This window comes from Rhizobium sp. Leaf371 (genome assembly GCF_001424045.1).
GTDB lineage: Bacteria > Pseudomonadota > Alphaproteobacteria > Rhizobiales > Rhizobiaceae > Ferranicluibacter.
Genome location: NZ_LMQB01000012.1, coordinates 304,168 through 319,041, shown reverse-complemented (window position 1 = coordinate 319,041; position 14,874 = coordinate 304,168). Strand labels below are relative to the sequence as shown.

At 65.3% G+C, this 14,874-nt stretch carries 9 protein-coding genes; 6 read left to right on the top strand and 3 right to left on the bottom strand.

Translation table 11 applies throughout. The annotated features are described in order from the left end of the window. Positions 1-24: 24 nt before the first annotated feature. Positions 25-1,704: an electron transfer flavoprotein-ubiquinone oxidoreductase gene (locus tag ASG39_RS09475; protein WP_062594950.1), complete on the bottom strand. Its 1,680-nt coding sequence runs from the start codon at positions 1,702-1,704 to the stop codon at positions 25-27. A gap of 379 nt (positions 1,705-2,083) precedes the next feature. Here ASG39_RS09475 and ASG39_RS09470 point away from each other — a divergent pair, with 379 nt between their 5' ends. The 4 genes from ASG39_RS09470 (at position 2,084) to ASG39_RS23795 (ending at position 5,012) form a co-directional block, all read left to right on the top strand. After that, on the top strand, positions 2,084-3,382 hold the full coding sequence (locus ASG39_RS09470) for an Hsp70 family protein (RefSeq protein ID WP_062594735.1): 1,299 nt from the start codon (positions 2,084-2,086) through the stop codon (positions 3,380-3,382). 117 nt (positions 3,383-3,499) lie between these two features. After that, a complete protein-coding gene (locus tag ASG39_RS09465) occupies positions 3,500-4,411 on the top strand; it encodes a uracil-DNA glycosylase (protein ID WP_062594949.1) in 912 nt (303 codons plus the stop codon). A gap of 177 nt (positions 4,412-4,588) precedes the next feature. Further along, a complete protein-coding gene (locus tag ASG39_RS24215; protein WP_165914988.1) occupies positions 4,589-4,765 on the top strand; it encodes a hypothetical protein in 177 nt (58 codons plus the stop codon). Between the two features lie 106 nt (positions 4,766-4,871). Continuing rightward, entirely contained in the window at positions 4,872-5,012 is a 141-nt protein-coding gene (locus ASG39_RS23795; protein ID WP_156468090.1) for a hypothetical protein, read from the top strand. Positions 5,013-5,296: 284 nt separating this feature from the next. On the opposite strand, the gene ASG39_RS09460 is transcribed toward ASG39_RS23795, so the two are convergent. After that, complete coding sequence (locus tag ASG39_RS09460; protein ID WP_062594734.1) at positions 5,297-6,235, bottom strand: DMT family transporter; 939 nt, start codon at positions 6,233-6,235, stop codon at positions 5,297-5,299. Positions 6,236-6,555: 320 nt separating this feature from the next. On the opposite strand from ASG39_RS09460, the gene pepN reads away from it, so the two are divergent. Together pepN and ASG39_RS09450 are read left to right on the top strand one after the other, a co-directional pair. Continuing rightward, positions 6,556-9,204, top strand: a complete 2,649-nt coding sequence (pepN, locus tag ASG39_RS09455; protein ID WP_062594733.1) for an aminopeptidase N — start codon at positions 6,556-6,558, stop codon at positions 9,202-9,204. A gap of 206 nt (positions 9,205-9,410) precedes the next feature. Next, a complete protein-coding gene (locus ASG39_RS09450; RefSeq protein ID WP_062594732.1) occupies positions 9,411-11,738 on the top strand; it encodes an ATP-binding protein in 2,328 nt (775 codons plus the stop codon). Positions 11,739-11,786: 48 nt separating this feature from the next. Here the strand turns inward: ASG39_RS09450 and ASG39_RS09445 are convergent, their stop codons facing one another. Further along, positions 11,787-14,732: a bifunctional [glutamine synthetase] adenylyltransferase/[glutamine synthetase]-adenylyl-L-tyrosine phosphorylase gene (locus ASG39_RS09445; RefSeq protein WP_062594731.1), complete on the bottom strand. Its 2,946-nt coding sequence runs from the start codon at positions 14,730-14,732 to the stop codon at positions 11,787-11,789. Positions 14,733-14,874: the final 142 nt, after the last annotated feature.

Sequence of the window (14,874 nt, the reverse complement as noted above, 5' to 3'; positions counted from 1 at the left end):
GAAACGGGCCTCCAGCGACGCGCCTTACATGTTCGGATAGACCGGCCCCTCGCCGCCCTGCGGCGGAACCCAGGTGATGTTGCCGTTCGGATCCTTGATGTCGCAGGTCTTGCAGTGCACGCAGTTCTGCGCGTTGATCACGAAGACCTCGTCGCCATCCTTCTCCACCCATTCATAGACGCCGGCCGGACAGTAGCGTGTGGACGGACCCGCATAGATGTCGTGCTCGGAGCGCTTCTGCAGCGCCATGTCCTTCACCTTGAGATGGACCGGCTGGTCTTCCTCATGGTTGGTGTTGGAGAGAAACACCGAGGACAGGCGATCGAAGGTCAGGACGCCATCCGGTTTCGGATAGGCGATGCGCTTGTGCTTGGCCGCCGGCTCCAGGCTTTGGGCATCGGTCTTGCCGTGCTTCAGCGTGCCGAAGAAGGAGAAGCCGAGGAGCTGGTTGGTCCACATGTCGAGACCGCCGAGCGCCACGCCGGCCACCGTGCCGAGCTTCGACCAGAGCGGCTTGACGTTGCGCACGCGCTTGAGGTCCGTGCCGATCGGGCCGGCGCGCCATTCGTTTTCAATCTCGACCACTTCATCGTTCGCCCGGCCGGCCGCAATGGCCGCGGCGATCTTCTCGGCGGCCATCTTGCCCGACAGCACGGCGTTGTGGCTGCCCTTGATGCGGGGCACGTTGACGAGACCGGCGGAACAGCCGATCAGAGCGCCGCCCGGGAAGGTCAGCTTCGGCACCGACTGATAGCCGCCCTCGGTGATGGCGCGCGCGCCGTAGGAGAGGCGCTTGCCCCCCTCGAACGTGCCGCGGATCGCCGGGTGCGTCTTGAAGCGCTGGAATTCCTCGAACGGGTAGAGATAGGGGTTCTTGTAGTTGAGATGCACCACGAAGCCGACGGCCACCGTGTTGTCCTCGAGATGATAGAGGAACGAGCCGCCGCCGGTGCTGAGGCCGAGCGGCCAGCCGAAGGAGTGCTGTACGAGACCCTGCTTGTGGTTCTCCGGCTTCACCTGCCAGAGTTCCTTGATCCCCAGACCGTATTTCTGCGGCTCGCGGTCTTTCTGCAGGTCGTATCTTGCGATCAGCTGCTTGGCGAGCGAACCGCGCACGCCTTCGCCGATCAGCACGTATTTGCCGCGCAGCTCCATGCCGCGGGCGAAGTTCGGGCCGGGTTCGCCGTTCTTCTCGATGCCCATGTCGCCGGTGGCGACGCCGACCACCGCGCCCTGCTCGTCGTAGAGCACCTCGGTCGCGGCAAAGCCCGGATAGATTTCGACGCCGAGTTCTTCGGCCTTGCCCGCCAGCCAACGACAGACATTGCCGAGCGAGACGATGTAGTTGCCGTGATTGTTCATGAGCGGCGGCATGGCGAAGTTCGGCAGGCGCAGCGAGCCGGCCGGGCCGAGCAGCAGGAACTGGTCCTCGGTCACCTGCGTCTTGAAGGGATGATCCGCCTCTTCGCGCCAGCCGGGCAGGAGCGCGTCCATGCCGCAGGGATCGACGACGGCGCCCGACAGGATATGGGCGCCGACCTCCGCGCCCTTCTCCAGCACGACGACGGTCAGCTCCGGGTCGATCTGCTTCAGCCGGATCGCAGCGGAAAGGCCGGCCGGGCCGGCGCCGACCACGACGACGTCGAAATCCATGCTCTCGCGCTCAGGCAAGGCGCGCTCAGGCAATTCTTGTGCTTCGCTCATGATCACCCCGCCTCCCAGCGACTGCTACCGGACCCGTCTTCATCGTTTCGTCATGTCAAATCCGCGCCGGCTTGTCGAGCCGATGTGCGCCATCGACCATGCCGATCCGGCCATTCGCTCTTGTTTTTCGCACGGGCCCATGCGAGGGAGCGCCCTTCCCAAAGCCGCCAGTGGCGAGATTTCTTTTCCCAGGGTCCTTTCACAGGGTCCTTTCACAGAGCCTTTTCGCAGGGGCCTTTTCGCAGGGCCCTTTCCGCAAGCCCGTCCCGCCGGACCGGCCCATGCCCGCATCGCACCGCCCGCGACACCTCGCCGACCCGGCGCCGGAGCTCCGGCGCGACGGCCTTGCGTCGCGGCGATCCGCACCAGGAGACAGATCATGACCGCGTCGCTCGGCTTCGATTTCGGCACCACCAACTCCGTCCTCGCCACCGTCGGCAGCGGCGGCACGCAGGCCATCGGTTTCGACAGCCCTGCCGGCCGCTACGACACGATGCGCACCGCCCTGTCCTTCATGAAGCATCCGAATCTCGGCGCGCAGGCCCTGCAGATCGAGGCGGGACAGGCCGCCATCCGCACCTTCATCGACAATCCCGGCGACGCGCGCTTCCTGCAGTCGATCAAGACCTTCGCGGCCAGCCCGCTGTTCCAGGGCACGCTGATCTTTGCGCGCCGCAACGGGTTCGAGGACCTGATGCGCGCTTTCGTCGCACGCCTGCGCGACTATGCCGGCGACGCCTGGCCGGTCGAAGGCACCCGCATCGTCGTCGGCCGGCCGGTGCGCTATGCCGGGGCGAACCCGGACGACAATCTGGCGCTGGAGCGCTACCAGACGGCGCTCGGCACCTTCGGCTTCTCGGACATCCGCTATGTCTACGAGCCGGTGGCGGCCGCCTTCTACTTCGCCCAGACCTTGAGGCAGGATGCGACGGTGCTGGTCGCCGATTTCGGCGGCGGCACCACCGACTACTCGCTGATCCGCTTCGAGACCCATGCCGGCGTGCTGTCGGCAACGCCCATCGGCCATTCCGGCGTGGGCGTCGCCGGCGATCATTTCGACTTCCGCATCATCGACAACCTCGTCTCGCCGCTGATCGGCAAGGGCACCCAGTTCCGCTCCTTCGACAAGGTGCTCGACGTGCCCTCGGGCTACTACGCCAATTTCGGCCGCTGGAACCAGCTGTCGATCTTCAAGACACTGAAGGACTTCGCCGACCTGAAGCAGCTCGTCCGCTCCTCGCTGGAGCCGGAAAAGCTCGAAGCCTTCATCGACCTGATCGAGCATGACGAAGGCTATCCGCTCTACCAGGCGGTCTCGGCCACCAAGATGCGGCTTTCGGCCGAGGACGAGACCGAATTTTACTTCGCACCGCTCGGCGAACGCAGCCGCAAGATCGTGCGTCGGTCCGATTTCGAGCAATGGATCGCCCCGGAACTCGGCCGAATCGAGAGCGCGCTGGACGAGGTGCTGGAAAAGACGAGCACGACGGCGGGTGGCGTGGACAAGGTGTTCCTGACGGGCGGCACCTCCTTCGTGCCGGCCGTGCGGCGCCTGTTCGAGCGGCGGTTCGATGCGGGAAAGATCGAGAGCGGCGGCGAACTTCTCTCCATCGCCCATGGCCTGGCCCTGATCGGCGCCCGCGACGACATCGATCTGTGGACGGCGGAGGCGAACTGAGGCTTCCGGGCGTCACGCGGCGGCCTTTCGGCCAATTGCCGCTTTCATGCACGGCGGCGCTTCTGTAAACCTTGTCCCATGACCTCCCCCGACGAGACACGGTTTGCCGACGGACCGATCCTGGATGCGATGTCGCCGCACGAGCTTGCGGCGCTTCTCGCGTTCCATGCGGATTCCGGCGTGGACTGGCTCCTGGAGGACGACCCGATCGACCGGATCGCCGCCTTTGCCGCCAGTCAGGCGACACGCGGCGGCGCTGGATCCGGCGTCCGCGACGAAGCTCTGCGGGATTCGCAAGGCTCGTCCAGAACGACGCCCAAAAATGAGGCTGGCGGGCGCGCGCAACCGCCCGCTGTGGAAAAGCAGCAGGGCCGCGGCAAGTCCGACCCCGCACCCCGCCCGGTCTCGACGCGGGTCGCCATTCCCGACGAGCAGGCCGTGGCAGAGGCGCGGATCGCCGCAGGCTCGGCGCAGACGCTCGCCGATCTCAAGAGCGCGCTTGACGGCTTTACCGGCTGCAACCTGCGCAACAGCGCCCGCAATCTGGTCTTTGCCGAGGGCGATCCGGCCGCCGGGCTGATGATCGTCGGGCCGGGACCGAATGGCGACGACGACCGCGACGGGCGGCCTTTCGCCGGTCGGCAGGGCGATCTGCTCGACAAGATGCTGGCCGCGATCGGCCTCGAGCGTGCGGGCGTGCTGGTCACGAACGTCATTCCCTGGCGGCCGCCGGGCAACCGCATGCCGTCGGCGCGCGAACTGGAGATCTGCCGGCCCTTTCTCGACCGGCAGTTTGCGCTCGCCCGGCCCCGGCGTGTCCTGGTGCTCGGCAATTTCGCGGCGCGGTTCTTCTTCGGCGGCAGCGACACGATCCACGAAATGCGCGGCGACTGGCGGACGATCACCACCGGCGGCGAGACGTTTCGGGCACTGGCAACGCTGCATCCGCAGGACCTGATGTCGGCCCCGATCTGCAAGCGCCTCGCCTGGCAGGACCTGCAGATGTTCGCCGCACCGGACAATGCCTGACACGTCGGCATGGGCAGGCGTTTCTGCGCGCGATTCGCAATCTTGAAGAAACTGTGAAGGATGCATGCAAAAAGCCATGCAAGTTGCGCATGGCAGCAACCCGACTTCACGGCTTGTGAAAAGCATGGTGCGGCGCAATATAGCATCACGGGAGGAACGGAATTTAAGGAACTGACAATGAACACCCGTCCGCGCCCCCTGCATTGCGGCTTCGAAACGCTCCGCCGCAGTGGCTCTGCCCTCCGCACGCCGTTCAGCGGCTTCGGCTCGGCAGCAAACGAGCAGATGACCGCCGCCGGCTATGCCCGTGCCGCACGTCCTGCCACCATCTACGCCGAATTCATCCAGCGCTAAGCCGTCTCAGCGACGATCGCTGAGCCCGTCCGGCGCTTTGTCGGTCATCACGAGACTGACGAACGTCGATCCGGGCGGTCTCCGGACGCAACTGAAAGACTGCCCCATGCCCATTCGCGCGCTCAACGCTTTTATCTCCGACATCCGGATCGCCGTGCGCGCCTCGCAGACCTTTTCCGACCTCAGTCGCGATCTCCGCGCGTCTTCGGATGTGAACCGAGGCACCTTCGGCCTGCTGCCGCGTTAAGGCGCGATCTTCCAGATCAGCGTGTTGCGCTTTCGCTCGTCGTTTTGCGCATGTCGTTATTGCAAAACCGCTGCGCAGTCTTGCGCCTCAGGCGTGAGGCGCCTCGGCATTGCCTCTTCGCCGCACCAACCCGTTTGGGAAGACGGCCGTTTGAGAGGGCAACTGCGTCGCGAACGCTGCCCCTTCATCTCTTCGGTCGATTCGCGTGAGCCCTAGGGTCTTCACCCGACGCCACCCGCATGGCCCCTTTCCTCCCTGACCCTCCTCACGCAACCGCGACCGTGTCATCCTTGCGGCGTCACATGCTTGCGCGCGGCTCGTCGTTCCAGACCCAGCCTGTGTTCGCGCAGGATGATGAAGATGCCGGCACCGATGACGATGGCGGTGCCGATCAGCATGGTGATGGTGGGCACGTCGTCGAACAGCCAGTAGCCGATCACCAGGCCGAGCACGATCGACGTGTATTCGAACGGCGCGATGGTCGACATATCCGCATAGCGATAGCTCTGCGTCAGCAGCAATTGCGCGACGCCGCCGCAAAAGCCTGCCGCCATCAGGAACAGGAAGGCGCGCCAGCTGAGCGGCTCCCAGCCGAAGGGCAAGGTCAGCAGCGAGAACAGCGAGGCCGACAGCGAGAAATAGAGCACGATCGTGTGCGTCCGCTCGTTCATCACGAGCTTGCGCACCAGCACCATCGCGGTTGCGCCGAGCGCTGCCGATATCAGCACCGCAAGCGCGCCATAGGCCGCGCCGGCCTCGCCACCGCCACCGGCAAACAGCGTCAGCCGCGGATAGGTGATGATCATCACCCCGACAAGACCGACCATGACGGCCGACCAGCGATAGATGCGCACGACCTCTTTCAAGAACACGGCGGCGAAGACGACGGCGAGCAGCGGCATGGCATAGCCGATGGCGATCGCCTCGGGCAGCGGCAGATGCGTCAGGCCGTAGAAGCCGCAGCTCATGGCGAGAATGCCGATGAAGCCGCGAATGAGATGCCCGAACGGATCGCGCGTCCTGAAGGCGGTGCCGAGATCGCCCTTGATCGCGAGATAGCCGAGAATCGGCACCATGGCGAAAGCGGAGCGGTAGAAGGTGATCTGCCCCGTGGCGATACCGTCGCCCGCCGATTTGATGAAGGTCGACATCGCCACGAAAACGAGAACGGACGATACTTTGAGAGCAATACCCAGAAGCGGGTTGGGCTCGTCGCGATCCATAAGATCGGTCCTGCATGCACGAGAAGGGAAAGGGAGCCTGAGGCGGCGCGGAGAATCGCAAGCCTACTGCATAAATCCGCAAACCGGAATCGCCTTGGGCGGAAAGTTGCAGATATCCGCGCGCGATCGTGCAGCGTGCGGCCCCCCGGCGCGGGGCACCTAAGAAATAGTGATTCGAAAAGGATGATGTCCGCCTGAAAATGGCTTATTGCTTAAAATCTTGTTAGGCCGAAACGCGTAATTGTTCAGGTCTTTGATCGGCACTGGCCCTCGCACCCTTGCGAGCGGCTTCTCAGGCTGCCTCGGGAGCAAAACGAAACATGCGGACGGACACGGGCCAGATTATCCACCTCGAAGATTATCAACCGACGGATTTCGTGCTCGAGCGCGTCGATCTGACATTCGAACTGGATCCGCTGGAAACCAAGGTCGAAGCCCGGCTGATCTTCCATCGCCGCGAAGGCGTTGCTGCCGATCGTCCGCTGGTGCTGGATGGCGACGAGCTGAAGATGACCGGGCTGGCGCTCGATCAGGAGCCGATCGCCGCAAAAGACTACACCGAGACCGCGGCGACGCTGACCATTCGCGGTCTGCCGGAAAGCGCGCCGTTCGAAATCACCGTCACGACAGAGCTTTCGCCTCAGACCAACACCAAGCTGATGGGCCTCTACCGGACGAACGACGTCTACTGCACGCAGTGCGAGGCCGAGGGTTTCCGCCGCATCACCTTCTTCCCCGACAGGCCCGACGTTCTCGCCGTCTACACGGTCAACATCATCGCCGACAAGGCGACGGTGCCGCTGCTGCTCTCGAACGGGAATTTCCTCGGCGGTGCGGGCATGGGCGACGGGCGGCATTTCGCCGCCTGGTTCGATCCGCATCCCAAGCCCAGCTACCTCTTCGCGCTGGTCGCCGGCGATCTCGGCGTCATCGAGGACAGCTTCACCACCCTGTCCGGCCGCGAGGTCGTTCTGAAGATCTATGTCGAGCACGGCAAGGAGCCGCGCGCGGCCTACGCCATGGACGCACTGAAGCGCTCCATGCGCTGGGACGAAGAGGCGTTCGGCCGCGAATACGATCTCGACATCTTCATGATCGTCGCCGTGTCCGATTTCAACATGGGCGCCATGGAGAACAAGGGGCTCAACGTCTTCAACGACAAATACGTGCTGGCCGATCCGGAAACCGCCACCGACCAGGACTACGCCAATATCGAGGCGATCATCGCGCACGAATATTTTCACAACTGGACCGGCAACCGCATCACCTGCCGCGACTGGTTCCAGCTGTGCCTGAAGGAAGGCCTGACGGTCTATCGCGACCACCAGTTTTCCGCCGACCAGCGGTCGCGCGCCGTCAAGCGCATCGCGGAAGTCCGTCATCTGAAGGCCGAGCAGTTCCCGGAAGACGGCGGCCCGCTGGCGCATCCGGTCCGGCCGACGCACTTTCGCGAGATCAACAATTTCTACACGACGACCGTCTACGAAAAGGGCTCGGAAGTCACCGGCATGATCGCGACCCTGCTCGGGCCCGATCTGTTCAAGGCCGGCATGGACCTCTATTTCGAGCGCCATGACGGGCAGGCCGTGACCATCGAGGATTTCGTGCGCTGCTTCGAGGATGCGAGCGGTCGCGATCTCGCGCAATTCGCACTCTGGTACCACCAGGCAGGCACACCGCTCGTCAGCGCATCGGGCACCTTCGACGCGAACCGGCAGACCTTCACGCTGGCGCTGGAGCAGACCGTGCCGCCGACGCCCGGCCAGAGCACGAAGCAGCCGATGCACATCCCGCTTCGCTTCGCGCTGATCTCGGAAGACGGCACGATCGCGCAGCCGTCGGGCGTGACCGGCGCCGAGGTCACCGGCGACGTGCTGCATCTCGTCGAGCGCAGCCAGACCGTGACGTTCGAGGGCATCGCTTCGCGGCCGGTCGTCTCGCTCAATCGCGGCTTCTCCGCCCCGATCAACCTGCATTTCGAAAAATCGCTGGCCGACCGCGCCCATATCGCCCGGTTCGAGACGGATCTTTTCTCGCGCTGGCAGGCGCTGAACGACATGGCGCTCGACGCGCTGGTGGCCGCGACCGCCAGCGTCCGCGCCGGCACGCCGGTCGTGTGCGACGCGTCGCTCATCGACGCGCTGATGGCGACGGTTTCGGACGACGCGCTGGAGCCGGCCTTCCGCGCCCAGGCGCTGGCCCTGCCGAGCGAGTCGGATATTGCGCGGGAGATCGGCCGTGACAACAACCCGGACGCCATCTTCGCCGCCCGGCGCGAGATCATGACGGCCATTGCGGTTTCTGCGCGGGAGACGTTCGCCCGCCTGTTCGACACCATGGGCTCGTCGGAAGCATTCTCTCCGGATGCCGCGAGCGCCGGTCGCCGCGCCTTGCGCAATGGCGCCCTGTCCTACCTCGTGCTCGCCGAAAACATCCCGGCCAGAGCCGTCGAGGCCTTCGCCGCCGCCGACAACATGACCGATCTCGTCCAGGCGCTGACCATCCTCGTGCACCGCTTCCCGGATACGCCGGACGCCGCCCAGGCGCTCGAGAGCTTCCAGACGCGTTTCGCGGACAATGCGCTCGTTCTCGACAAGTGGTTCACCGTCCAGGCGACCATTCCCGGCGCCGCGACGCTGGAGCGCGTCGAGGCGCTGATGACGCATCCGCTCTTCAACGGTCTCAACCCGAACCGCGTCCGCGCGCTCGTCGGCACCTTCGCCTTCTCCAATCCGACCGGCTTCAACCGGGCGGACGGCAAGGGTTTCCGGTTCCTCGCCCGCCAGATCCTGGAGATCGATCCGCGCAACCCGCAGCTCGCCGCGCGCATTCTCACCGCGATGCGCTCCTGGCGTTCGCTCGAGGCCGGACGGGCCGAACAGGCCCGTGCGGCGCTCGGTGAGATCGCAGCTGGCGCGAAGCTTTCGCCCGATGTCAGCGACATCGTCGAGCGCACCCTAAACGGCTGACGTTCCGGATCGGGCGCGTCCAATGCCTGATTCTTTTCAACGGCTTACCGGAAAAACCGGATTCGCGGCGCGGCAAGCTGCGAATTCGTACCGGTGAGAACTGGTTAACCTCTCGTTAGCCTTTTCGCTGGACAAGAAGAATCCGAATTGATTCATTGAGCCAGATTCGGGCGAGCGGCGCGTCGAATCAAACGAGGTTCAAAGATTTGACGAAGATGGCGGAAGCGCAACAGATGCGCGCGGCCGGGGATGGGCTGCGCCCACGATTCCCGGGCCTTGCGAGCCTTGAACAGGCTTTCCTGCGGCATGTGCGCGGTCTGGCCGCGCCGGCCTCGATCCGGCTCAACAAGGCGGAGCCGCTGCTGAAGCGCTCCATTCCCGTGCTGATCACGGCGTTCCTCATCGTGGTCGCCATCTCCCGCATCAGCGGCATCGTCAACGAATATGCCCGGATGGAAAACAGCGCCCGCCAGACGACGGTCATGGCGGCCACCGCAGCCGAAGCGATCCTCGCCCCGCAGGCGCACCTCCTCTTCGATCAGGCGCAGCGCGCGCCGGTGGAACAGGCGCTCAACGATCTTCTCACGCCCGACATGCTCGCCCCCGGCGCTTTCGCGCTCGGCGTTCGCAATGACGGCCGCATCTTCGCCTCCTCGTCGGAGGGCAAGGCCTTTACCGGACGCGCGCTGTCGGCGATCTCGCCGGAAATCGCCGCCTTCCAGTATTTCGGCGAACGCTCGACGGTCATGAACGCCTTCATTGGCGGTAGCGAATATGTCGTCGCACTGATGCAGGTGGGCGACAAGGCCGGCACGCTGATGGTGGCAACGCCGCTCGCGCATATGGACCGGCTCTGGCGCGACGAGGTCTCGCTCAACGTCACGCTGTTTGCCGGCATTTCGGCCATCCTGCTCGTCGTGCTCTATGCCTATTACATCCAGGCCAAGCGCGCGCGCGACGCCGACCAGATCTTTGCCGAATCCAACCTGCGCGTCGAAACCGCGCTGTCGCGCGGCCGGTGCGGGCTGTGGGATTTCGACATGCCGAACCGGCGGCTTTTCTGGTCACGCTCCATGTACGAGATGCTGGGCATGACGCCGCAGGGCAGCGTGCTCTCCTTCGGCGATGCCGCCCGGCTGATGCATCCCGACGATACCGGCCTCTACAAGGTTGCCCGCTCGATCGCCCGCGGCGACATCCGCCACATCGACCACGTGTTCCGCATGCGCCATGCCGACGGACATTATGTCTGGCTGCGCGCCCGCGCGCAGGTAATCCGCACCAGCGGCGACCGCGTGCACCTCATCGGCATCGCCATGGACGTGACCGAGCAGCACCGCCTCGCCCAGCGCTATGCCGAAGCCGACCAGCGGCTGGCCGACGCCATCGAGTGTACCTCGGAAGCCTTCGTGCTCTGGGACAAGAACGACCGTCTCGTGATGTGCAACACGCATTACCAGCAGGCCTACCAGCTTCCCGATACCGTGCTCGTGCCCGGCACCGAGCGCTCGGCCGTCAATGCCGCCTCGGCCCGCCCGATCATCGAACGACGCATCGCCGATCCGGATCGCTCCAATCATTCCTCGACCTCGGAGGTCCAGCTGGCCGACCAGCGCTGGCTGCAGATCAACGATCGCCGCACGCGCGATGGCGGTCTCGTGTCCGTCGGCACCGACATCACGCTTCTGAAGCGCCACCAAGTGCGCCTGCGCGAGTCCGAGCGCCGGCTGATGGCGACCATCGGCGATCTCTCGACCTCGCGCATGACGCTCGAACATCAGAAGTCGGAACTGTCGATCGCCAACGCCAACTACCTTGCCGAAAAGCAGCGCGCGGAAGCGGCCAACCGGGCGAAATCCGAGTTCCTCGCCAACATGTCGCACGAGCTGCGGACGCCGCTGAACGCGATCCTCGGCTTCTCGGAAATCCTCAAGAACCGCATGTTCGGCCCGCTCGGCTCCGACAAATACGGCGAGTATGCGCTCGATATCCACGACAGCGGTAAGCATCTCCTCAACGTCATCAACGATATTCTCGACATGTCGAAGATCGAGGCCGGGCAGATGCGGATCGACCGCGAGCGGATCGATCTCGCACCGCTGATCGAGGAAACGCTGCGGCTGACCACCGTGCCGGCCACGCAGAAGAACATCAGCGTCATGCATCAGGTGTCTTCGGGCCTGACCATGGTCGCGGACCGCCGGGCGATGAAGCAGGTTCTGCTCAACCTCCTGTCGAATGCCGTGAAGTTCACCAATGACGGCGGGCGCATCTCGCTGCGGGCCCGCAAGGTTTCCGGCGCGGTCATGCTGACCATCGCCGATACCGGCATCGGCATCCCGCGCTCGGCGATGCGCAAGATCGGCCTGCCGTTCGAGCAGGTGCAGAGCCAGTATGCCAAGAGCAAGGGCGGCTCGGGCCTTGGGCTCGCCATCTCCCGCTCGCTGACCACCCTGCATGGCGGCCGCATGAAGATCCATTCGGCCGAGAACGTCGGCACGATCATCTCGGTGCGTATCCCGGATTCTGTCTAGGACGGCTCTGTCTAGGATAGCTCCGGCTAAGATGTCTCCGGCTGGGGTTCAACCGCTCACGAGCGCGAGAAAAATGCGGCGCACGGCCTTTGTCAGTCGCCGCAGTTCGCTCTCCAGCACCTTGATGTCGGGCGCGTCGCCGGCCCGGCACAGCCGCTCGACCAGCCCGGCCGGCGCCTGTTGCGGATCGAACGGCCCGTCGATGCAGAGGCGGATGATCTGCGACAGCTCCGTCATCAGGGCGAGCGCCTGCGTCAGCAGCGCAAGATCCGGAGGTGCCAGGAAGCCCGGGCCGAGCTGTTCCAGCACCTCCATCGTCGGCAGGCCGCAGACCGGCAAAGCCTGCCCCTGCGCCGAGGCGAGGAGAAACATGGCCTGCGCCGAAAACTCGATATCCACGAGACCGCCGGGGATGAGTTTCAGGTCCCACGCATTCTCCGGCGGCTTCTCCGCTTCGACGAGGACGCGCATCTCGCGCACATCCTTTCGCACCACCGCCGCGTCGCTCGGCTCCCGGATCACGGCCTGGATCGCATCGGCCGTCGTGCTCATCATGTCCGGATCGCCGGCGATCGGGCGGGCACGGGTCAGCGCCATGTGCTCCCAGGTCCAGGCGTCCTCACGCTGATACTTGACGAAAGCCGGCAGACGGGTGGCGACAGGCCCCTTGTTGCCGGACGGGCGCAAGCGCATGTCCACCTCGTAGAGCACGCCCTCGGCCGTCGGCGCCGAGAGAGCGGCGATCAGCCTCTGCGTCAGGCGGGCGTGGTAGCGCGCAGCGTCCAGCGGGCGCGGCCCGTCCGAATCCGCCGCATCGCCATCATGGTCGTAGATGAGGATCAGGTCGATGTCGGAGCCCGCCGTCAGTTCGCGGCTGCCGGCCTTGCCCATCGCCACGAGCGCGACCCGGCTGCCGGCGATCTCGCCATGCGCCTCGGCAATCTCATGTCGGACAGCCTTGAAGGTGGCGGCAACGACGATCTCGGCAAGGTCGGTCAGGGCCCTGCCCGTCCTGGAACCGTCGATGACCCCGGTCAGAAGCCGGATTCCGATCAGGAAACGCTGTTCGGATGCGAAGATGCGCAGCCGGTCGAGCCGATCCTCGTAATGGCGCGCCGTGGAGAGAAAGTCGTCCAGCCGGCCGGCCAGATCGTCCCGCTCGGGCATTTCGTTGAGCACCCGCCGGTCGAGCATGCCGTCGAAGACATGGGGCTTGGCCGCGATGATGTCGGCCAGCCGGGGCGCTGCCGACATGATGGTGACGATGAGCGAGAGCAGCGCGGGATTGTTGCCGAGCAGCGAGAACAGCTGGATGCCGGCCGGCAGCTTGGCGAGGAAGCCATCGAAGCGCAGCAGTGCCTCGTCGGCCCGCCGGCTCTCGCCGAAGACTTTCAACAGCCGGGGGGTGAGCTCCGTCAGCCGCTCGCGCGCCTCGACGGATTGCGTCGCCCGGTAACGGCCATTGTGCCAGGTGCGCATCACGCGGGCGATGTCCTGCGGCCGCTCGAAACCGAGGCCGCGAATGGTTTCCAGCGTGTCGGGGTCGTCCTTCTGTCCGGTAAAGACGAGGTTGCCGAGGTCCGAGGACAATTCGGCCTCGCGCTCGAACAGCTGGATATAGCGCCGCTCCACCGTGCGCATGGCCCGTGACAGCGCCTCGCCGAACGCCTTCGTGTCGGCAAAACCGGCCATCAGCGCGATGCGCTTCAGCTCGGCCTCCGTCGTCGGCAGCGTGTGGCTCTGCTCGTCGCGGACCATCTGGATACGGTGCTCGACATCGCGCAGGAACCAGTAGGCCTGCGTCAGCTCGTCCCGCGTGCGCCCGTCGATCCAGCCGGCCTCGGCGAGCGCCGCCAGCATCGTCTCCGTCTCGCGTCCGCGCAGGGCGGCGGAGCGCCCGCCTGCGATCAGCTGCTGGGTCTGCACGAAGAATTCGATCTCGCGGATGCCGCCGCGGCCGAGCTTGACATTGTGCCCCTTCACCGCGATCTCGCCATGCCCCTTATGCGCATGGATCTGCCGCTTGATGGAGTGGATGTCGGCAATGGCGGCGTAGTCGAGATACTTTCGGAAGACGAAGGGCCGCAGCGCCTTCAGGAACCGCTCGCCGGCCTCCAGATCGCCGGCCACGGGACGCGCCTTGATATAGGCCGCCCGTTCCCAGTTCTGCCCGCGCCCTTCATAATAGATCAGCGCAGCCTCGACCGGGATCGCCAGCGGCGTCGCGCCGGGGTCGGGCCGCAGGCGCAGGTCGGTGCGAAACACATAGCCGTCGCCCGTGCGCTCCTGCAGGATCCGCACCAGCCGGCGCAGCAGCCGCGCAAAGATGTCGGACGCGTCGAGGATATCGGCAAAGCCAAGCATTTCCGGCTCGTAGAACACGACGAGATCGATGTCGGAGGAATAGTTCAGCTCGTCGGCACCGAGCTTGCCCATGCCGAGCACGATGACGCCCGAGCCGTCACTCGGCCGGTCCTCGTCCTGAAGCCGGATCTTGCCCCCGCGATGCGCGCCGAGCAACAAATGATCGATCGTGGCGGACGTGGCGGCGGACGCGAACCGGCTCAGCAGTCGTGCGCTGTCGCGCGCGTCCGTCAACCGCGCGAGATCGTGGAGCGCGAGCGCGAAGGCTGCGGTTCGCTTGGCTCTGCGCAACCGCTCCATCAGCAGGGTGTCGCTGACCTCGGCACCGCGCCAGCTCTCGCGCGCCTCGAAAATCGTGTCTTCGAGGAGGGCTCCGAGCGGCTGACCGATCACCCGCAGAAGCAGGGCCGGATGGGCGACCGCGATATCGCGCAGATAGGGCGAAAGGGAAAAGGCTGCGACGAGAAACGCCCGCAGCACGGGGGCCGCCTCCAGACGCGGCTGCAGCGCAGGCTCCGCCTTCGTCATTGCCTTCAGATCGGCACTGACGCTGCGCGCCTCCGTCTGGCTGATGGGCTTGAGCGCGCATGTCGCCAGCGCCGCCAGCCCGGCCGGCGTCTCCTGCCCCATCGTGTGCCTTGCCGTGTGCCCTGTCGTGTGCCCCGCGTTGAAACCGCCCGATGTCATGAAACCTCCCGATCACGACGTTTTCCGACGACTCATACAGCATCTCTGCCGAATTCGTGCATCGGTTTGGAGACAAGGCCGGATC